At 66.3% G+C, this 20,085-nt stretch carries 18 protein-coding genes and 2 riboswitches; of the genes, 2 read left to right on the forward strand and 16 right to left on the reverse strand.

Going from position 1 to position 20,085, the window contains the following annotated elements:
* Positions 1-330: 330 nt before the first annotated feature.
* The 6 genes from pdxR to AB7290_RS29650 all read right to left on the reverse strand — a co-directional run bounded on the left by pdxR (position 331) and on the right by AB7290_RS29650 (position 9,734).
* Complete coding sequence (pdxR, locus tag AB7290_RS29625) at positions 331-1,878, reverse strand: MocR-like pyridoxine biosynthesis transcription factor PdxR (RefSeq protein ID WP_441254223.1); 1,548 nt, start codon at positions 1,876-1,878, stop codon at positions 331-333.
* Positions 1,879-2,031: 153 nt separating this feature from the next.
* Entirely contained in the window at positions 2,032-3,465 is a 1,434-nt protein-coding gene (locus AB7290_RS29630; protein ID WP_085403211.1) for an NAD-dependent succinate-semialdehyde dehydrogenase, read from the reverse strand.
* A gap of 179 nt (positions 3,466-3,644) precedes the next feature.
* On the reverse strand, positions 3,645-5,054 hold the full coding sequence (gene hydA, locus AB7290_RS29635; protein WP_085403210.1) for a dihydropyrimidinase: 1,410 nt from the start codon (positions 5,052-5,054) through the stop codon (positions 3,645-3,647).
* Positions 5,055-5,065: 11 nt separating this feature from the next.
* Positions 5,066-5,806 carry a maleate cis-trans isomerase family protein gene (locus AB7290_RS29640; protein ID WP_085403143.1) on the reverse strand — a complete coding sequence of 247 codons (741 nt, stop codon included), beginning with the start codon at positions 5,804-5,806 and terminating at the stop codon, positions 5,066-5,068.
* Positions 5,807-5,927: 121 nt separating this feature from the next.
* Complete coding sequence (locus AB7290_RS29645) at positions 5,928-7,349, reverse strand: PepSY domain-containing protein (protein ID WP_085403142.1); 1,422 nt, start codon at positions 7,347-7,349, stop codon at positions 5,928-5,930.
* Positions 7,350-7,361: 12 nt separating this feature from the next.
* The gene (locus AB7290_RS29650; protein ID WP_085403141.1) at positions 7,362-9,734 is read right to left on the reverse strand and encodes a TonB-dependent receptor; all 2,373 of its coding nucleotides are present in this window, start codon (positions 9,732-9,734) and stop codon (positions 7,362-7,364) included.
* Between the two features lie 115 nt (positions 9,735-9,849).
* Positions 9,850-10,051, reverse strand: a riboswitch (cobalamin riboswitch).
* A 71-nt stretch (positions 10,052-10,122) separates the two neighbouring features.
* Here AB7290_RS29650 and AB7290_RS29655 point away from each other — a divergent pair.
* Positions 10,123-10,695 (forward strand): histidine phosphatase family protein, encoded by a 573-nt coding sequence (locus AB7290_RS29655; RefSeq protein ID WP_085403140.1) that lies wholly within the window; start codon positions 10,123-10,125, stop codon positions 10,693-10,695.
* Positions 10,696-10,701: 6 nt separating this feature from the next.
* Here AB7290_RS29655 and cobT read toward each other — a convergent pair whose 3' ends face one another.
* From cobT to cbiT, 8 genes are all read right to left on the reverse strand, one after another.
* Positions 10,702-11,754: a nicotinate-nucleotide--dimethylbenzimidazole phosphoribosyltransferase gene (cobT, locus tag AB7290_RS29660; protein ID WP_085403139.1), complete on the reverse strand. Its 1,053-nt coding sequence runs from the start codon at positions 11,752-11,754 to the stop codon at positions 10,702-10,704.
* A 10-nt stretch (positions 11,755-11,764) separates the two neighbouring features.
* Positions 11,765-12,514 carry a precorrin-6A synthase (deacetylating) gene (cobF, locus tag AB7290_RS29665; protein WP_085403138.1) on the reverse strand — a complete coding sequence of 250 codons (750 nt, stop codon included), beginning with the start codon at positions 12,512-12,514 and terminating at the stop codon, positions 11,765-11,767.
* Positions 12,515-12,560: 46 nt separating this feature from the next.
* The gene (locus AB7290_RS29670; protein WP_063984424.1) at positions 12,561-13,238 is read right to left on the reverse strand and encodes an energy-coupling factor ABC transporter permease; all 678 of its coding nucleotides are present in this window, start codon (positions 13,236-13,238) and stop codon (positions 12,561-12,563) included.
* A 37-nt stretch (positions 13,239-13,275) separates the two neighbouring features.
* Positions 13,276-13,493: riboswitch (cobalamin riboswitch) on the reverse strand.
* A gap of 18 nt (positions 13,494-13,511) precedes the next feature.
* On the reverse strand, positions 13,512-14,270 hold the full coding sequence (cobA, locus tag AB7290_RS29675) for a uroporphyrinogen-III C-methyltransferase (protein ID WP_085403137.1): 759 nt from the start codon (positions 14,268-14,270) through the stop codon (positions 13,512-13,514).
* Positions 14,267-15,577: a cobyrinate a,c-diamide synthase gene (locus AB7290_RS29680; RefSeq protein ID WP_085403136.1), complete on the reverse strand. Its 1,311-nt coding sequence runs from the start codon at positions 15,575-15,577 to the stop codon at positions 14,267-14,269. Before AB7290_RS29680 ends, cobA begins: the two co-directional genes overlap by 4 nt.
* Positions 15,577-16,359, reverse strand: coding sequence for a precorrin-4 C(11)-methyltransferase (gene cobM / locus AB7290_RS29685; RefSeq protein WP_085403135.1), 783 nt, complete (start codon positions 16,357-16,359; stop codon positions 15,577-15,579). Before cobM ends, AB7290_RS29680 begins: the two co-directional genes overlap by 1 nt.
* On the reverse strand, positions 16,356-16,724 hold the full coding sequence (locus AB7290_RS29690; protein ID WP_085403134.1) for a cobalamin biosynthesis protein: 369 nt from the start codon (positions 16,722-16,724) through the stop codon (positions 16,356-16,358). Before AB7290_RS29690 ends, cobM begins: the two co-directional genes overlap by 4 nt.
* Positions 16,721-17,902: a precorrin-6Y C5,15-methyltransferase (decarboxylating) subunit CbiT gene (gene cbiT, locus AB7290_RS29695; RefSeq protein WP_085403133.1), complete on the reverse strand. Its 1,182-nt coding sequence runs from the start codon at positions 17,900-17,902 to the stop codon at positions 16,721-16,723. The genes AB7290_RS29690 and cbiT overlap by 4 nt, the downstream gene beginning before the upstream one ends.
* On the opposite strand from cbiT, the gene AB7290_RS29700 reads away from it, so the two are divergent.
* The gene (locus tag AB7290_RS29700) at positions 17,901-18,647 is read left to right on the forward strand and encodes a cobalt-precorrin-6A reductase (protein WP_085403132.1); all 747 of its coding nucleotides are present in this window, start codon (positions 17,901-17,903) and stop codon (positions 18,645-18,647) included. The genes cbiT and AB7290_RS29700 overlap by 2 nt on opposite strands.
* Here the strand turns inward: AB7290_RS29700 and cobJ are convergent.
* The gene (gene cobJ, locus AB7290_RS29705; protein ID WP_085403131.1) at positions 18,623-19,357 is read right to left on the reverse strand and encodes a precorrin-3B C(17)-methyltransferase; all 735 of its coding nucleotides are present in this window, start codon (positions 19,355-19,357) and stop codon (positions 18,623-18,625) included. The genes AB7290_RS29700 and cobJ overlap by 25 nt on opposite strands.
* Positions 19,354-20,085: a precorrin-2 C(20)-methyltransferase gene (locus tag AB7290_RS29710; protein WP_085403130.1), complete on the reverse strand. Its 732-nt coding sequence runs from the start codon at positions 20,083-20,085 to the stop codon at positions 19,354-19,356. The genes cobJ and AB7290_RS29710 overlap by 4 nt, the downstream gene beginning before the upstream one ends.

A 20,085-nucleotide genomic window follows, 5' to 3' on the forward strand; every position in this document is an offset into this window, starting at 1 on the left:
CCCCTGTCATGCCACCGCCTGCGAGCGTGCGACAGAGCGATGGGCTCGGGATAGGGCCAGAGTTGTCGCAAACCACTAGACCAGCGCAGGACCGACATCATGCAGCGCAACACCGGCTGCACGTTTTGGTGCAGCCATGCCCGCGCAGAGAGCACACGAACGCGAACCGTTCCACGCGACAAACGTGCAGCGCACCACGGATTTCTCCGCGCAAATCGTGACGCCCGCTGCACTGCAATCGGAGCACTCAAAAACGTCTGTCTAATTTCCAGGCGATTGAACGGCGTTGCGGGATAGCCGCATGCCTACGAGCTATGCACGACGGTCGGCTCAGCTTCTCTTTATTGTACGAACAGTAAGAGAGGATATTGCCGGGTCGGATGGTGCGTCGCGGCGACCGCTGCCGATGCAAGCCGCGATTCTCGCAAGCAGCGGCGCGGCATCCTCGACCCGCAGCCGCCCGTAGCCGAACACCAGGCCCTGCCGCGTCGGCTGCTCCAGAAAGTTTTGCGAGAGCGGCTGGACGTGGATGCCGGCCTGCTTCAGGACCGCGGCCGCTTCTCGGTCGCTCCTCCGTGCCTGCATCGCGTCAGTGAACAGCGCCACCAGATGCAATCCGGTGACGGCGGAGGATACGGTGAGATCGTCAGGCATCAGCGCTGTGATCGCATCGATCAGTGCCTTCCGGCGCGCGGCGTAGATCCGCCGCATCCCGCGCAGATGCCGCAGCAGGTGCCCTTCCCGCATGAACTCGGCCAGAGCGAGCTGTCCGATGCCGGAGGTATGCACATCGATGCGCGCGCGGCACCTGGAAAAGCCCTCGATGAAATGCCTGTTGGCGACGATGTAGCCGAGCCGCAAATTCGGCATCATGATCTTCGAGAAGGTACCGAAATAGATCACCCGCCCCTCGCGATCGAGCGAGCGCAGCGAGGCGATCATGCTGTCCTGGTGCCTGAACTCCGAATTGTAATCGTCCTCGATCACCCAGACGTCGTTCTTGTTGGCCCAGTCGAGCAGTTCGAGCCGCCGCTCCAGCCCCATACTGACGCCGAGCGGATATTGATGCGACGGCGTGACCACGATCAGCTTCGCGCCCGGTGCGCGCCGGATTCCTTCTGAGACGACGAGGCCCTTGTCATCGACCGGAATTGGAACGAGCTTCGCGCCGGCGGCCGTGAGCGCCCACCGGGCCTCGACGAAGCCGGGCTCCTCGACCCAGACCTCGTCGCCGGGATCGAGGATCATCCGGCTGCAGAAATCAAGCGCGCCCGATGTGCCTGAGGTGACGACGACCTCTTCCGGCGAGCAGACGAGCCCGCGCACCGAGCCGAGGAAGTTCGCGATCTCGCTCCGCAAGCGCGGATGGCCCTCCGAGGGAAGATCGAGACACTCCTGCTCTCTTGGATTTTGCCAGGACTGGCGCAACAGGCGCGACCAGTCCTTGAATGGGAAGGTCGAGATGTCAGGCGCGCCCGGGCTGAATTCCGACGGCCAGTTGGTCTCGTAGTCGAAGGCAAGCAGCGAGCGCCAGCGCTCCGACATGTGGGCGGGCTTGGCCGCAGGCGACGTCGCGGACGAAGGCGCGGCATGTGGGGTCGCCACTGACGCCACCATGACACTGCCGCGCGGCATCGATGCAAGATAGCCCTCGGCGTAGAGCAGATCCCAGGCGGTCAACACCACCGTGCGCGAGCAGCCCAATTCGCGCGCGATCTCCCGGGATCCCAGAAATTGCGTTCCAGCCGGAAAGACGCCGCGCAAAATGCCGTCGCGGATGTGCGCCGCGATCTGCAGATGCAGCGGCACGGCCGAATTCCGGTCGATATGCATCCCGGCAAGGGACACGCGCTTGCTCGGGTGACGGCTGTTGTCCATGTCTCGCCCGTCAGGCAACGCAGGTCCTATCCACCGTCATTCCGGGGCGCGCCACTTGGCGCGAGCCCGGAATCCATTTTCCCTCTTTACGTGCGGCGCGATGGATTCCGGGTTCGCGCTTCGCGCGCCCCGGAATGACAACGCGACTCTTCCTTACGCGCTCGCCTGGGTCACGAACTTCGTGTTCAGGTAACCCTCGATCGCCTCGAGGCCGCCCTCGGAGCCGTAGCCGGAATCCTTGATGCCGCCGAACGGCACTTCCGGCAGCGCGAGGCCATGGTGGTTGATCGAGACCATGCCGCTCTCGATATCGGAGCCGATCGCCTGCATCGTCTTGGTCGAGGTCGTGTAGGCATAGGCCGCAAGGCCGTACGGCAGGCGGTTCGCCTCGGCCACCACCTCGTCATAGCTGCGGAACGATGTGATCGGGGCAAGCGGTCCGAACGGCTCCTCGTTCATGATGCGGGCATCGCGCGGCACGTCGGTGATCACAGTCGGCTCGAAGAAGAAGCCTTCGTTGCCGATGCGCTTGCCGCCGGCCTGCACCTTGGCGCCGCGCTGCACAGCGTCGGAGACCAGACCTTCCATGGCGTCGACGCGTCGCGGGTTTGCCAGCGGGCCCATGCGGGTGTCCTTGTCGAGGCCGTTGCCGACCTTCAGGTTCTTGGCCGCGGCGACGAACTTGTCGACGAAGGGCTGATACACGCTCTCATGCACCAGGAAGCGCGTCGGCGAGACGCAGACCTGGCCGGCATTGCGGAACTTGTTGGCCGAGAGGATCTTGGCGGCGTTGTCGAGATCAGCGTCCGCGAACACGATTGCCGGCGCGTGGCCGCCGAGCTCCATGGTGACACGCTTCATGTGCAGGCCCGCGAGTGCGGCCAGATGCTTGCCGACCGCGGTCGAGCCCGTGAAACTGATCTTGCGGATGATCGGGTGCGGAATGAGATATTCCGACACTTCCGACGGCACGCCGAACACCAGCTGGACGACGCCGGCCGGAATGCCCGCGTCGGCGTAGGCGCGCACCAGCTCCATGCAGCTTGCCGGGGTTTCTTCCGAGCCCTTGACGATGATCGAGCAGCCGGCGGCGAGCGCGGCCGAGATCTTGCGGACCGCCTGGTTGATCGGGAAATTCCAGGGCGTGAACGCGGCGACCGGGCCGACCGGCTCCTTGGTCACGAGCTGGGAGACATTGCCCATCCGCGGCGGCACGATGCGGCCATAGGCGCGGCGGGCCTCCTCGGAGAACCAGTCGATGAGGTCGCCGGCAAGCATGGTCTCGCCTTGGGCTTCCACGACCGGCTTGCCCTGCTCCATGGTCATCACGGGTGCGATCTCGGCGGCGCGCGAGCGGATAATGTCGGCGGCCTTGCGCATCAGCTTGTAGCGGTCGAACGGCGAGGTCTTGCGCCAGATCTCGAAGCCGGCCTTGGCGGCCTCCAGCGCGCGGTCAAGGTCCTGGCGCGAGGCGTGCGGGGTCTTGCCGATCGGCTGGCCGGTGGCGGGGTTGAGGATGTCCTCCGACTTGCCGGAGGTGCCGTCGGTCCACTCGCCGGCGATGAACATCTGAACTTTCGGGTACATCCCTGGTGTCTCCTGCATGATTTCGGCGGCGATCAGCATTGGCGCCCGGCCGCCTCATAAGTGAGCGCAGAGCTACACCGAAAGGCGGCCGGCGAAAAGAGATCAATGATGCCGCAGCAGCGCGAGGATGGTATGCGCAACAGACGACATGGCGTCGTCCCGATACGATTATTTTTCCGTCACACCAGGCTCGACTTGCCGCGGCTCAGCACCTCGCCCGCGCCCTTGTCGCCGACGATCCTGCCCTGCTCGTACACCACGCGGCCCCGCGCGATGGTGGTGACAGGCCAGCCGGTGACGTCAAAGCCCTCCCACGGCGTATAGTCCGCGCCGTGGTGCAGGTCGGCCTGCTGAATCGTCTTTGTCAGCTTCGGGTCCCACAGCGCGATGTCGGCGTCGAAGCCGACGCCGATCGAGCCCTTGCGCGGATAGAGCCCGTAGATCCGCGCATGATTGGTCGCAGTCAGCTCGACGAATTTCTGCAAGCTGATCCGCCCCTTCGAGACGCCTTCGGAGAACAGGATCGGCAACCGGGTCTCGACGCCCGGGATGCCGTTCGGCACCCAGCGGAACGAGGTGCGTGCATTCGGCGTCAGCTTGCCCTTGGGGTCGTCGTAGCGGAACGGGCAGTGATCGGACGAGAAGGTCTGGAACACACCGGTGGTGATGCCTTCCCAGATCGCCTGCTGGCTTTCGGCATCGCGCGGCGGCGGCGAGCAGACATACTTTGCGCCTGACATGTCCATGTTCAGGCCCTTCATGTCGTCGGCCGTCAGCGTGATGTATTGCGGACAGGTCTCGGCATGCACCGGCAGTCCGCGCTGCTGGGCCCAGCGCACCTGCTCCATCGCCTCGCGGCCGGAGACGTGGACGATCATGATGGGGACGCCGATCACCTCGGCATGGCTGATGGCGCGATGCGTCGCCTCGCGCTCGACGGCCTCCGGCCGCGACACGCCGTGATAATAGGGCGCGATATGGCCCTCGCGTTCGAGCTTGGCGGTGAGGAAACGGATCGCGTCGTAACCCTCGCAATGGACCATGACCAGCGCCTCCTCGCGGCGCGCGACGTCGAACACTTCCAGCAGCTGCTTGTCGCTGAGCACGAGGTCGTCATAGGTCATGAACACCTTGAACGAGGTGTAGCCATCCTTGACGAGAGCCGGCAGCTCCTGCCCGAGCACGACTGCGGTGGGGTCGGAGATGATGAGGTGGAAGGCGGTGTCGATGTAGCACTCGCCCTCGGCGAGCTTGCGGTAGTTCTCGACGCAGGTGCGCAGCGACGTCCCCTTCTCCTGGAGCGCGAAGGGTAACACCATGGTGTTGCCGCCGGCCGCCGCCGCGCGCGTTGCCGAAGCAAAATCGTCGGCCATCACGACGTCGGGGCCAGAGGCCTGGGAGATGTGGACGTGACTGTCGATCCCGCCCGGCAGCGCCAGCAGCCCCGTCGCGTCGATCTCGCGCGCCGCGCCTTCAATGCGGTCGGCGATGCTGACGATGCGTCCGTCGCGAATGCCGATATCGGCGCGAAATTCGTCGCTGGCCGTCACGATGGTGCCGCCGCGAATGGCGAGATCTAGCTGCGTCACAGGTGTCTCCGTCACTTGATGATCGCTGATGTCTGGAAGATCCGGCCCCACGCCGTAAGGGCCGCGATGTCGCCACCGGCGAGTTCGAGCGTCCGCCACAGCGTGACCGCGACCGAGTCCAGCACGGCGATGCCCAACTCCCGTTCGAGTGCTGCAGCCAGCGCGGCGCCGTCGAGATTGGTGCAGAGAATGACGACGGCATCGGCGCCGTCCGCCGCGACCGCGCGGATCATGTCGGCGATCGTCGCGGGCGTGACCTCACCGAAGGAAAAGTTATCGCGCAGGCCGAGATGCCGCTCGGCGTGAGGGGCGATCCCCTCCTCGGCCCAGACATCGCCGATACGCCGTTGCACGTCGTCCGTATAGGGTGAGACCAGGCCGACGCGTCCGGCGCCGAGCGCCCGGACGGCGTCGATGCAGGCGAGCGTGGAGGTCGTCGCCGGGATATCGGTCCGCGCCGCGATCGCTTCGCACAGGCTCCGGTCGCGGCCGGTACCGAGCCAGCTTGCCGACGTGCCGTTCCAGGCAATGGCATCGACCTTGGCGTCCGCCAGCAGATCCGCCGCCGGCAGCATCACCGAGGCATCGAACTGGTTCAGCGCCGCGGCATCGAGCGCGATCTCGGTGACGCGGAAGCGCGAGAAATGAACGGTGACTCCGGCCACGCCATGCAGCATGGAATTGGTGACGGGCTCCAGCACCGAGTTGGACGACGGGGTAATCATGCCGAGGCGCTTGCGCTGAATTGACATCGATCACGATCGCCCCATTGAGAGAGCGCACCGCTGCGCCCCCTCGGAGGATCATCCGCGCCTGCCATCGCCCGCGCAACCCGCAATTTGCATGGCGCATATGATTTGTTCGATACGCAGCTCAAGCCGCGAAGGTCGACCGCAAGCGCCGCCAGCCGATGACGATGCCGGTGACGGAAAATGCCAGCCCCAGCAAGCAGAGCCCGACGACCAGGATATCGCGCAGACGCGGATGCGCCATGAGAACGGGAAAATCGAGCGTGTGAAGCGCGCTATAGAACCAGCGATAGGCGCGCCGCGAGGCATCCAGTCTTTGCAGCACGCGGCCGTCGGCACCGTCGATGTCGAACCAGAGGTCGCCGCATCGGGAGCGATAGACGGGCGCTCCGGGGACAACGGAGTGCGCGGGATAATCGTCATTGTCGGCTAGAACGGACGGGGCGCCACAGCCCGGCGCAAGGCGCGTCGTCAGGTCATGGACATCCCTCTCGCCGAGGAATGCCACCTGGCGGCTGCGGATCGCCTCCCCCGTTTTGGTCAAGGCCTGACTGGCGAGGCCGGTACGGTCGCGCCGGTAGACAACACCGTTGACGGCGAACCATTCGACTTCGCGAGCCGACGGCTGACCGACCGGTGGGGCCGTCGTCCAGTCAGGCGCGGCATACACCACGCCCGCTTCGGTCGGGGTCAGTTCCCCGCGCGAGAACAGCCGGCCGTGATCCATCGAGAGCCAGCCACTGAAACTCCAGGTCAGCACGAAAACGGTCGCGACGAGACCAATGATGTGATGCAGGGCGTGCCAGCCGCGATAAGGCGACGAAACCCCGCGCCCTCGAATCCTGATCCTGATAGTTCCAAGCACCGCGCCGAGCGTCGCGGCGATAAAAGCCACCAGCGACAATGTCGAGACCACCCGATCCCAAAGGGACCAGTTGCTCCTCAGGACCGTCGGATAGATCCAGTGCAGGACGCTGCCGGCCCAATTCCAGCCGCGTTCGCTGCGGGTCGTATCCAGCACGACTTCGCCGGTGCGCGAGGAGACATAGACCTCGGTTCCGGCCGCATCGCCAAGAGCGACGCGCAACAGAGGCCGGTGTCGATCAAAGCCGTTGGGTACGCTCCATTGATCATAATCCGCGCCCGAAATCATCGACGCCCGCGCGGCATCGAGCCCGCGTTGCCGGGCATGATCCCGCGCGATACCGACCGCGACGTCGGCGGACGTCACCGATGCATCCCGTCCGTCGGAGGCATGGACCGCACGCACACGCGACGGGTTCGACACGACATAGACCGGCCCGTCGCTCCGCTGGACCAGGCGAACGCGCGTGGCGTCCGCGATCCCGCTCGCGGCGACGGCCTCCGCGACCGCAATCCTCACCGCTCCGCCAGCCACCGGCGCGAGCCCGGCAAAACGTTCCGCTTCCGCCAATGACGGAAACGGGACGAAGTGCATCACGATTCCGCTCGCGAACCACATCGCGAACAGCAGGCAGAACGCGATCCCGAGCCAGCGATGCAGCAGCACGATCGCGTTCATCATGTGGTCAGCGCCCTACCATTTGAACGCGGCCGAGAGCTCATAGGTCCTGGGCGCACCGAGCAGGATCTGGTCGGGATAGAACGGATCGCCCCAGATCGCGTAGCGCTTGTTGGTGATGTTGCGCACGCGGAAGCCCAGACGGGCCTGGTCGACCGCGTTGAACACCGTCTTCGGGATGTCGACGAAGGCGTAGACGTCGGCGACGGTGTAGGCCTTCATCGTCACGACGTTGGCATCGGTGTTGTAGCGGTCGCCGACATAGCGGCCCGTGATGCCGAGCTCCACCGGCCAGGGCGTGAAGAACCGGTACGACGCACCGGCATTGGCCACGACACGCGGCACGTTCGGCGGCGTGTTGCCGGAGAACGAACCACCGGCAAAATTGTAGTCGGCATAGCGTGCATCGACATAGGCGATGTTGCCCCAGAGCCGCAGGGGATCGATCGGGCGTACGGCCGCGGCGAGCTCGACGCCCTTCGACTCCTGCCGTCCCGCGATGTTGAGCTGCATGCCGCCAGCCGCCGCATAGACGTTCTTGCGCTCGATATCGTAGGCCGAGAACGACCATTCCGCCCTGTTGTTCCACAACAGATGCTTGACGCCCGTCTCATAGGTGCGCGAGGTCGTCAGGTCGAGCGGCTGGGCTGGCCCAAGCAGGAAGATGTTGTTGGCTGAGACGTCAGCACCGGTCGCGTACTGACTGAAGAAGGTCAGGCCGGGAACGGCGTCCCAGGTATAGCCAATGCGACCCGTCGTCGGGACCCAGGACTTCGAGAACGGGAAGTTCGCCTTTTCCAGCCCGGCGGCGTCGGTCGAGTTGCGGTCAAGCCCGATATGCTCGACGCGGAGGCCGCCGACCAGCGCGAAGGTTCGCGTGAGCTTCACCCGGTCCTCGAACGACAGCGCCTCGTTGTCGATGCGCGCGGTCTGCTGCTGCGTCGTGAGCAGGCCGTAAAGGCCACGGTCGGGATTGACGAGCGAGACGTAATCGTCCGGGAAGTTGGCCGCGCCTGGCCTGACGAAATCGAGATAGCTGGACGAAAGTGTCGTGACCAGGCGGTTGTCGAAGCCTGCGATATTAGCGTCCCAAATCAGGTCGGTAATGTTGCCGACAAGGCGTTGGCTATGTGCAACATAGAAGCGCTCGCGATCGACCATGTTCGAGTTGGGCAGGCCCGTACTGGCATTGAAAGCCTCGATCTCGTTGTTGAACCAGGTACGCTCCGCGCCATAGGCATAGGCTTGGCTCTTCAGCGTCAGGTCAGGCGCCAGCTTCAGTTCGAAGCCGCCGCGCAGCCACACCTCTTGTGCCACGTTGCGGTTGTCGAGAACGTTGTAATTGGTGTTGAAGGTACGATCGTCGATCGTGATCGCACCGAGATTCGTTTTGTTGAAGTTCGAGACGTAATTGCCCGAAACAATCCCGCTCGTCGCATGCGAACTGCTGAAGGCGACCGGTACCAGCGGTGCGCCCCAATAGGCCTTCGAGCGATCTTCCCGGTACTCGATCGCGCCCCAGATCTTGAGGCTGTCGGAGATGCGGTAATTGAGCTGGCCAGACACATCCAGCGTCTTGGTATTGGTGTCGTCGGCAAAGCCATTGAGCGAGGCGCGGCTGATGTCGAAGCGGTAGTCGAGCCCCTGCAAATTGGTGCTGCCGCCCGAGCCGTAATGGACGCCGAACGAGTTGAGCGAATCCCAGGAGAAGTCAGCGTCATTCCGGATCGGCCCGGTGTGTGGCTGCTTCGTGATCAAGTTGATTGCGCCACCGGCGGCACCTTCGCCCGACATTAGCGAGGCCGGACCTTTCAAAAATTCCACGGCTGCGAGATTGGCCGTATCCGTGATCCGCGAGGTCATGTTCTGCGGACCGATCTTGATGCCGTTGTAGAGCATGTTGATCTGGCTGTTGGTGAAGCCACGCATGGAGAAAGCCGCGGGCTCGGCCGGATTGTCGCCGGAGGTGACACCGACCGCGCCCTGCGCAACCTCCGACACGGTGCGATAGCCCTGCTCCCGCATGGTCTCGGCCGAGATGACCTCGACGGTCGCGGGTGTCTCCTGCACGGTCAGGCCGAGGCGCGAGGCGCTCTCGGCAACCACATTGGTGTTGAGCGGCGTCTGCGCCGCCGCGGTCGGCACGACGGGCTTGGCCGCGGCCGATGCGGCCGCTGGCCTGCGCGATGCTGCGCGGCGTGGGCTCTGCGCGTCCCGGGCCGCCGGCTTTGCCGGTTTGCGGGATTGGGCGGGCGACACCTCGACCGGCGGCAGCGGCTCGCGGGCCTGCTGCGCCAGCGCTGCGGGCAGATCGGCGACTGCAAATGAAGTAAGCGCGGCGGAAGCGAGCAGGAAGCAACGCGGTCGTACAAGACGAATGGAAGACACAGTTCGGGACCTCGGTATGACGTCAGTGGCACGTCACAGCGAACCAGGTCCCACCTCCGGCCTTTGAGCCTTCCGATGAAGCCGAATGTCTGTACTCCCCGACCGACATCTTCGCGTGTGACCACGGCTGACGGCAGGTCTCCTGGCTCGCGGGTCAGTACCTTGCATCGCCTTCCCGGGACCGAGATACCCAGTGGCTCGTGACGCAAGATTCGCCGCTTACAGTTGCGGGGGCAGCCGCGGCATTGGGGACAAAATCCCCGCACCGCATTCCCTTTTCATCCCCACTCGGGGAAACCGTCAAAGCCATCTAGGATTACCGACAAGACAGAGTCAATGTGCCGGTGCGACGTTATTACCACCGCGACCAACTTCCTTGGAGATAGGTATGGAAGGCGAGACCTTCCTCTGGCTGATACGGCATGCGCCCGTCGACGGCGTCAAAGGGACGATCCATGCGGCCGACGCGCCCGCCGATCTCGGCGATCGCGTGCAACTGGAGGCGTTGCGGCAGAGGCTTCCGCCAGATGCTGCGAGCTTGGCGAGCCCGGCGCGACGTACGGTTGAGACGGCGCGCGCGCTGGGACTCGAACCCGCGTTGGTGCCCGAATTAAGTGAGCAGGATTTTGGCGACTGGACCGGCCGGCGGCATGACGAGCTCGCGGCGACCGGCGGCGAGACCTATGCGCAGTTCTGGAGCGATCCGGCGCACGGGCGGCCGCCGGGCGGCGAAAGTTTTGAGGATCAGGTCGTGCGCGTCCGGCTGGGTCTCTCGCAAATCGGCGCCGGCTCGGCAACGCTCGTCGTTCACTCCGGCACCATCCGCGCCGCGCTCTGCATTGCGCTGGATCTGACACCACAAGCGGCCCTGCGCTTCGTGATCGATCCGTTGTCACTGACCCGGATCGACCGGCTCGCCACCGGCTGGCGCGTCGTCGCGGTCAATCAGCGCGCGGCTTGAGCCGGGTCAGGCCGGGCGATCCGGCACATTGGCCTGCGCGAAGGTCGCCATGCCGTTGTGAAGGCTGCACGCGAGCCGCACCAGCGGCAGCGCGATGGCCGCACCCGATCCTTCGCCGAGCCTGAGATCGAGGCTGATCAACGGCTGCACGTTCAGCGCACGCAACACCAGCCGATGCCCCTGCTCCGCCGATTGATGCGACGGCAGCAGGAATGGCTGGCACGACGGGTTCAGCCGTACCGCCGCCAGCGCCGCCACCGATACGATGAAGCCATCGATCAACACGGGAACGCGGGCTTGCGCAGCCGCAATGATGGCGCCGCAAATCGCCGCGATTTCGAGGCCGCCGACGGCGCACAGGATTTTTTCCGGCGAAGCGCCCGCAATGCCGTGATGCGCAATCGCCGCATCGATCACACCCGCCTTGTGCGCGCGGCCGGCCGCGTCGACGCCGGTACCGCTGCCCGCGATCTCCTCGGCACTGATGCCGAGCAGGCTCGCCGCAATCGCCGCCGACGTCGTGGTATTGCCGATGCCCATCTCGCCGAAGATCAGGAGATCGGGCCTGCCGGCTGCCGCGCGCGCGACTGCGCGCTGACCGGCTTCGAAGGCGAATGCCAGCTCCGTGGGGGTGAGCGCTGCTTCCACGCTGAAGTCGCGCGTGCCGCTGCGCGGCTTGTCGGTGACGATTCCTGCCATCTCCTCCTGTGCCAGCGTGCCGGCGTCGACGACCTCCAGGCCTGAGCCAAGCTCACGCGCCAGCACCGAGATCGCGGCACCGCCCGAGGCAAAATTCGCCATCATCGCGATGGTCACTCCTTGCGGATAGGCCGACACGCCCTGCGCGACGATGCCGTGATCGCCGGCGAAGACGATGATCGGCACTCGCGCAGCGCGCGGTTGCTCGGTCGCCTGCAGGCCCGCAAGCTCGACCGCAAGCTGCTCCAGCCGGCCGAGCGCGCCGGCCGGCTTTGTGAGTTGCGCCTGACGCGCGAGCGCCGCCTCGCGATGGACAGCGGAGACCTCGGGGCATTTCCGGGTGACCCATTCGGGGAGCATGCTGCCTCGCTTACGGCCTGCGCTTGAGAATGTAGCTGTCCATGATCCATCCGTGCCGCTCGCGCGCATCCTGTCGCGCGGCGACGATGCGCGGGCCGATCTCGGCCAGAACGCCCGACATGACGATCTGATCGTGCATACCGAGATAGGCGCCCCACCAGATGTGCAGCCCGGCTGGATCGAGCGACTGGAAAGCCGTGCCGCCGTCGAGCATCACCACCACGGTATCGACGCCCTGCGGCCAGCCGCCTTCGCGCAAGCGGCGCCCCGTCGTGACCAGGAAGGGCTCGCCGATGTCGTTGAGCGGCAGCGCATGCGCCGCGCACAGCGCCTGGATCGAGGTGATGCCCGGCACGACCTCGATATCAGGCAAGGGATCGAGCCGCCGCGCAATGCGCAGCGAGGAATCGTACAGCGAGGGATCGCCCCAGATCAGCAGCGCGACCTTGCCTTTACCTTCGAGATGGCTGGCGATCGTCCGCGACCACGCCGCGGCCACGGCATCGTGCCAGTCGTCCACGCCCTTGTGATAGTCCGCTTCACCGGCATCGCGCACAGGAAGATCGAACTCGGCAATGCGCGTCGTTGGATTGGTGAGTACATCCGCGCAGATCGTCCGCCTGAGATCTGCGAGATCGGACTTCGCCGTCCCCTTGCGCGGGATCAGGATGAGATCGGCCGCGTTGATGGCTTGAACGGCGGCGCGCGTGAGCTGCTCGGGATCGCCGCAACCGATGCCTATCAGGGAGAGTGTCAGCATCGTGAGTGCGAAGGGCGGCCATCACGGCCGCCCGTTCGCTTGTCTCTCAAGCCGCGTTATGCAAACGCGGGGTAACGAGGCCGGGCGCGGTGACGCCGCGCAGCGACTTCGCCAGCGCCAGCACACCGAGGTCGGCCAGCGGCTCGATCACGATGACGAGCGCGTAGGAGGCCGCGAAGGTCGCGATGTTGACGAGGTTGGTCGCACCGAAGCCCGAGCCATAGAGCGCCCAGAACGCAACCCAGGCGATGACGCCGGCCTGATACGTGGTCGACAGCGCCAGCGCCTGGCGATACCTGAGATCGACATAGGCGGTGTTGCGGGCAATGATCCGCGCGGCGATCGCCTGGATCCCGAACAGCGGCACCAGCAGCGTGGTGACGTTCATGCCGAATTGCGGCAGATCGGGCGGCTCGAAGAAGATGCCCTGGAACAACAGTCCGAACGCAAGGCCGAAGGCCGCGGGCGCTGCCCCAAACAGCAGGAACAGGGTCGAGCCGAGGATGAAGTGCACCTCGGAGACGCCCACCGGGAAGTGCGGCAGGATCTCGAAGAAGACGAAAACGAGGCCCGTGGTGGCGAGCGTCCGCGCCGCGAACGACGTGATGCCCTGCTCGCGCACGGTCTCGACCGCGAGCTTCAGCGCAACGCCGCCGACTGCGATGCCGGTTGCGTAACTCAACACGAGCTTGGCGCCCGATACGACTCCGGGTTCGATATGCATGGTTCAGTTCCTTCCTGCCGTCACACCCGACGGCCTTGGCCACAAGACATGCACGGCCGGTCTCCTGGCTCGCGGTTCACTGGGGTTCTCCGGCCTTCCCGGGCCTTGCGGCCCAGTGGCTGATCGGAGTCCCTCACCGCTTACAGTCGCGGGGGCGGCTGGGGTTTTGGGCGGCGCAACTGTCCGCCCACCCCCATTCCCGATTATGCTCCGGCGGTTTGCGCCGCCTCGAGCACCATGCGTCTCCTGTGTGCCCCTTTCGCCAGCCGGGCGTCAAGGGGCGAAGGGCGGCCGGGACGGTCCTGACGGATAATCGCCCGCCAGCGCGCCAAACAGGATCACCGCCGCCGTCGAGGCCGCGCCGCCCCGCGCAAGCTGTTCCGCCAGCTCGGCAATGGTGGTGCGGACCAGCCGCTCGTCGGGACGACCGAGGGATTCGGCGAACAGCGCCGGGGTATCAGGGGCGAGGCCGTGCTCGATCAATTTTGCGACAAGCGCCGGAAAGGTGCGCCGGCCCATATAGACGACGGTGGTCGCTTCGGGATCCGCCAGCGCCGCCCAGTTCAAATTCTGCGGCAGCTCGCCGGTGACATCGGCCCCGGTCACGAACTGCACCCGGCGCGAGGTGTGGCGCCGGGTCAGGGGAATGCCGGCTTGCGCGGCGGCGACACAGGCCGAGGTGATTCCGGGAATGATCTCGTAGCCGATGCCGGCTTCGCGCAGAGCCTCCAGCTCCTCCTCGAGCCGGCCAAAGATACCGGCATCGCCCGATTTCAGCCGCACCACACGGACGCCGGCCGCGGCGTAATCGATCAGCAGGCGGTTGACGTGGTGCTGCTTGGTCGAGGGCCGCCCTGCCCGCTTCCCGACCGCGACGAGATTGGCGCCGGGCCGGGCCAGATCGAGGATCGCGCCCGAGGCGAGGTCGTCATAGAGCACGACGTCGGCATCGCGCAGCCGCGCGGCGCCTTTGAGCGTGAGGAGCTCGGGGTCGCCGGGGCCGGCCGAGATGAAAGTGACAAAACCGCTCACCGATCCTCCGCGATCAGATGGAAGAACGTGCCGGTGGCTTGTCCCCGCCGCGAGCCGGTCTCGGCGATGATCGCGCCTGTTGCATCGTGCACGACCGCCAGCGGCGTATCCGGCTGCGCGACAATCGTCGAATAGTGGAACTCGTGACCGCGCAGGCGCGCGCCGACCTGATGGCCCGGCATCGGCGCGGCGAGCGCAGCGAGACGATAGCCGAGATGCATGCGGCGCTTGGCAAAGCTCGTCTCCAGTCCGAGCAGGCCCGTCATCTCATGACGGACGCCGTCGGCGTCGGTCAGAGCGGTTCCCAGCACCATATAGCCTCCGCATTCGCCGTGCACCGGCCGTGTGTCAGCGAAGGCGCGCAAGCCGCTGCGAAAGCGCGCATTGGCCGCGATCGTGCCGGCATGCAGTTCGGGATAGCCGCCGGGCAGCCAGCAGACATCGGCGCTCGCGTCAGGCGCTTCATCGGCAAGCGGCGAGAATGTCGAGATCTCGGCGCCGGCCGCGCGCCAGGCCTCCAGCATGTGCGGATAGATGAAGGAGAACGCGGCATCGCGGGCCAACGCAATGCGCTGCCCGGGCGGCGTCACGTTCATGCCGTTTGCCGCCGGTTGCGGCGAACAGCTTGCTGCCGCCCGCAGCACCGCATCGAGATCGACATGCTCGGCGACGAAGCGCGCGGCTTCGTCGATCAGCTTGCCGATCTCGGCCTGCTCTTCGGCCTGCACCAGGCCGAGATGCCGTTTCGGCAGGCTGATTTCTGCATGACGCGGCAGCGCGCCGAACACGGCGATGCCGGCGTCGTTCAGTGCACGCCGCACGAGATCTTCATGTCGCGGGCTGGCGACGCGATTGAGCACCACGCCGGCAAGGCGCACGCCGGCACGATAGTCGCGAAGGCCTGCGGCGATCGCCGCCGCCGTCTGCGCCTGTCCGGAAGGATCGATCACCAGCAGCACCGGCCAGCCCAGCATCTCCGCAATGTCGGCGGTGGCGCCGGTGCCGGAGACGCCGCGCGCGGCGACGCCGTCGAACAGGCCCATCGAACCCTCCGCGAGCACGACATCGGCATCAGTGCCGCGACCCACGAGATGAGCAATCGTCCCGCGATCCATCGCCCAGCTATCGACGTTGACGGAAGCGCGCCCCGTCGCAGCGGCATGGAAGGCGGGATCGATATAGTCGGGCCCGCTCTTGAAGCACTGCACGTTCAATCCGCGATTGCGCCAGGCGCGCGCCAGCGCCAGCGTCAGCGTGGTTTTGCCGACGCCGGAGGCCGGCGCCGAGATGACAAGCCCTGCCGGCATCACGATGCCTCCGGAAAGCGCGGATCGGCGCCGACCGGCCGATAGCGCCGATCGTAATCGGCGGCATAGAGGCGGCTCTCGTCAAAATCCGCCGCTCCAAGCGTCTTGCCAACCAGGATCAGCGCGGTGCGCTCCATCTCGGTGCCGACGGCGGCATCGAGCGTCGCCAGCGTGGCGCGAACGATGCGCTGGTCCGGCCAGCTCGCGCGCCAGACGATCGCGACGGGGCAATCCGCGCCGTAATGCGGCGTGAGCTCGGCGACGACCTTGTCGAGCAGATGGATCGACAGATGGATCGCGAGCACCGCACCGGTGGCGGCGAACGCCGCGAGCTTTTCGCCCTCAGGCATCGCGCTGGCGCGGCCCGGCGTGCGCGTCAGCACGACTGACTGGGCAAGACCGGGCAGCGTCAGCTCAATCTCTAGTGCAGCTGCTGCAGCCGAAAACGACGGAACACCTGGCGTGACCGTGTAGGGAATACCGAGCGCGCGCAGGCGACGAAGCTGCTCGCCCATCGCCGACCAGATCGAGAGATCGCCGGAATGCAGGCGGGCAACATCCTTGCCGGCGGCATGCGCGGCGGCGATCTCCGCGATGATCTCGTCAAGCGACAGCGGCGCGGTGTTGACGATCCGTGCACCGGGCGGGCAATGCGCCAGCACGCCCTCGGGCACCAGCGAGCCCGCATAGAGGCAGACCGGACAGGCCGCGATCAGGTCGCGTCCGCGCAACGTCAGCAAATCCGGAGCGCCCGGCCCTGCACCGATGAAGTGCACCGTCATGCGCCGTCTCCTTCCGCGATCGCGGCGGTCGCGGTGCGATCCCGCGAGACCGCCCGCGTCGCAATCAATCGCGCGCGAGGACCAGCGGCAACGAGCGCCGCGGCTTCGGCGACCGAGCCCGTGCCGAACTTCTCCGCGACGAGCTCCGATTGCGTCGGCGTCTCGATGCCGGCCAGCATGTCCGCCGGAACCGGCTTGATCGGCACGCCGCATTCACGCGCGAGCTGTTTGAGCGGCTCCGCGTCGGCCTTGTCGCTGACAGTCGCGACCGCCGCAAGGCCCTCGGGACCACCCGCCGCCAGCAGCGCCTCACGCAGCGAAGCCAGCGTGACATCCTTTTTGAATCCGAGTCCGGCGACTTTCATCGAACCGCACTCCATTGCACCACGGGCCGCGACGCTTCCCAGGACCGGTAGCGGCCGAGCGGCGCGGCATGGGCAATCTCGACCCGCATCAATTCGCCGCCGTGGCGCTGGTGCAGTTCGCCGAGCAGCGCCTCCGTCTCCAGCGTCACCGCATGCGCGACGAGCCGCGCACCCGGCGCAAGCCGCGGCCAGATGGCATCGAACATCGCGATATCGAGACCGCCACCGATGAAGACGGCATCCGGCGCTTCCAACGCAGCAAAAGCTTTCGGCGCGCTCCCCGTGATGACAGTGATCCGATGCGCCAATCCGAACGCTGTTGCATTGCTGCGGATATTCGCGGCACGATCCTCGCGCGCCTCGATGGCGGTCGCCGTCCCGCCGCACAGCGCCCATTCCACAGAGATCGAGCCAGAACCCGCGCCGATATCCCACAGCCGCTCGCCGGGTCGCGGCGCCAGCGCCGAGAGCGCCAGCGCACGCACCGGCCGCTTGGTGATCTGGCCATCATGCATGAAGAGATCGTCGGTCAGGCCGGAGCTGCGGGGAATGCCTTGCCCGCCCCTCGCCTCGACGGCCACTGCGACCAGGTTTTCGGCGAGATCGCCCGCAAAGCTGTCGGCACGATGCTCAGCGATGCTTTCGCGCGGCCCGCCGAGCGCGGCGAGAGTCCAGAACGCCGAGGCGCCACAACCGCGCTCGCTCAGCCATTTCGCGAGATCACCGGCGGCCTTGCCGTCACGCACGAGGCAAATGATGCGCGCACCTTGCACGAGATGCGGTACGAGACGCTCGAACGGCGCGGCATGAAGCCCGAGACAGGCGATGGCTTCGAGGCGCCAGCCGAGCCGCGCGGCGGCGAGCGAGAAGGTCGATGGCGCCGAATGCGCGATCCACTCGTTGGCATCGAGCTTCTCGGCGACACTTGCACCCGCGCCGTGCCAGAACGGATCGCCGGAGGCGAGTACCACCGTCGGCCGGCCGCGGCAGCTCAGCACGATGTCTGCGTCGAACGGCACCGGCCACGGACGACCGCGCCCCTCCACGTCAGCAAACGCGAGATGACGCTCGCCACCAAAAACAGTTTCTGCCTTGGCAAGCGCCTTTCGGCTTGCCTCGGACAGCCCGGCAAGGCCATCTTCGCCGATACCGATGATGGTCAGCCAGGGATCAGCCATGACGCGCGCCCTCATTCTGGGCGGAACCGCCGATGCGAGCTTGCTCGCCGCGGAAGTCGCACGCGCGCGCATCGACGCCGTGTATTCCTATGGCGGCCGAACCCGCGCGCCCGCCGATCAGCCGCTGCCGACCCGCATCGGCGGCTTCGGCGGCGTGAGCGGGCTTGCCGACTATATTCGCCGTGAGCGCATCACGCATGCGATCGACGCCACGCATCCCTTCGCTGCCGAGATGAGCCGCCACGCGGTCCAGGCGTGCGCGCAAACGGGAACGCCGCTGATCGCGCTCGAGCGCGCGCCTTGGACGAAGGCGCCCGGCGACACCTGGATCGAAGTCGCCGACGTCACCGCCGCGCTCGCTGCGCTGCCCGAGACGCCGGCAAAAATGTTCCTCGCCATCGGCCGGCAGCACATCGCGCCCTTCGCGAGCAAGCCACAGCACACCTACACGCTGCGGTTCGTCGATCCGCCCGAAGCACCGCTGCCCTTCGCTGCGGACGTGATCGTGTCGCGCGGGCCATTCACGTTCGACGGCGAGCTCGAAATGATGCGCACGCGCGGCATCGCATGGATTGTCGCCCGCAATTCCGGCGGCGACGGCGCACGCGCCAAGATCGACGCGGCCCGCATGCTCGGCCTGCCCGTGATCATGATCGCGCGGCCAAAACTGCCCGAACGGTTGCGGGTTGAGAGCGTGGCCGAGATCATGCAGTGGCTCGGTCATCGCGCCTGCCTCGGGGCATAGACCCAGCGGCCGACGCGGCGCGTCTGCGAGTTGCCGACGATCACAAGCGTGCGCATGTCGGCCATCTCAGGCGTCGCTTCGTTCAGCGTGACGGTCTCGATCCTTTCATCAGCGGCGCTGATCGCGCGCGCGAAGATCACGAGGCGCTCGCCGCAGCCGGTGTCCTTCAACACCGCAAGCGCGCGGCCAAAACCCTCCGGCCGGCTTGCCGAGCGCGGATTGTACATCGCAATGGCAAAATCGGCTTCCGCGGCCAGCCGCAGGCGCTTCTCGATCACCGCCCACGGCTTGAGATTGTCGGAGAGATTGATCGCGCAGAAATCATGGCCGAGCGGCGCGCCGGCGCGCGCGGCCGCCGCCAGCATCGCTGTGATACCGGGCAAAACGCGAATGGGAAGCTCGCGCCATTGCGGCGCCTGTTCGAGCGCCTCGAACACGGCCGACGCCATCGCGAAGACACCGGGATCGCCGGAGGAGACGACGACGACCTGCCCGCCTTCGGCCGCAAGCCGCAGGGCCTCGCTCGCGCGCTGCAGCTCTTCGCGATTGTCGGAGGGGTGCAAGGTGAGCCCTGCCCGCGGCGGCACGCGCGCAACATAGGGCGCATAGCCCAGAATGTCGGTTGCGGCGGCAAGGGCGGCGGAGACCTCGGGCGTCACCAGCGCATCGCTGCCCGGCCCGAGGCCCGCGATGATCAGCGTGCCCGTCATTCGGCGGCGTCCAGATGCCGGCCCTTGCCGTGCACGAGCACAATCGCAAAATAGGGACAGTCGGCGGCATCGATATCGGCGAGCCGCACCACGCGCTCGCCCGGCATGGTGCCGCGCTCGACCAGCCAGGCATCGTCCAGCCGGCCGGCGGACGCCAGCGCGCGACGCACCTTTGCGAGATTGCGGCCGGTCTTCATGATGACCAGCGCATCGGAATCGCGCATGCGCCGCTCGAGTTCGTCTTCGGCGAGCGTCCCCATCAGCACCGTCGTCACGTCGTCGCCAAGCGCGATCGGCTGTCCGACGCCGTTCCAGCAGCCGACCATGCCGGGAATGCCGGCGATCACCTCGATCTCGACACGGCCTTGCAGGCGCGTGTGCAGATGCATGAAGGAGCCGTAAAAGTAAGGATCGCCCTCGCAGAGCACGACGACGTCCACCGCACGCGAAAGCCGCGCCAGCCGTTCCGCCCATTCGTCGTAGAAGCCGGCCAGCAGCTGCACATATTCCGGGCTATCGAAGGCGAGCTCCGTCGTAACAGGATATTCCATTGCGTATTCGGTGACGTCGGAGGCCAACATGCCTTCGACGATGCGGCGCGCCTGGCCGGGCCGGCCCTTCTTGCGAAAATAGGCGACATGCTTCGCAGCCCGCACCGTCCGGTCAGCGCGCACGCTCATCATATCAGGATCGCCGGGGCCGAGACCGCAGCAGATGATGCGTCCCAT

The sequence above is a fragment of the Bradyrhizobium sp. 613_E4_N2_2 genome, assembly GCF_052075995.1.
Classification (GTDB): domain Bacteria; phylum Pseudomonadota; class Alphaproteobacteria; order Rhizobiales; family Xanthobacteraceae; genus Bradyrhizobium; species Bradyrhizobium barranii.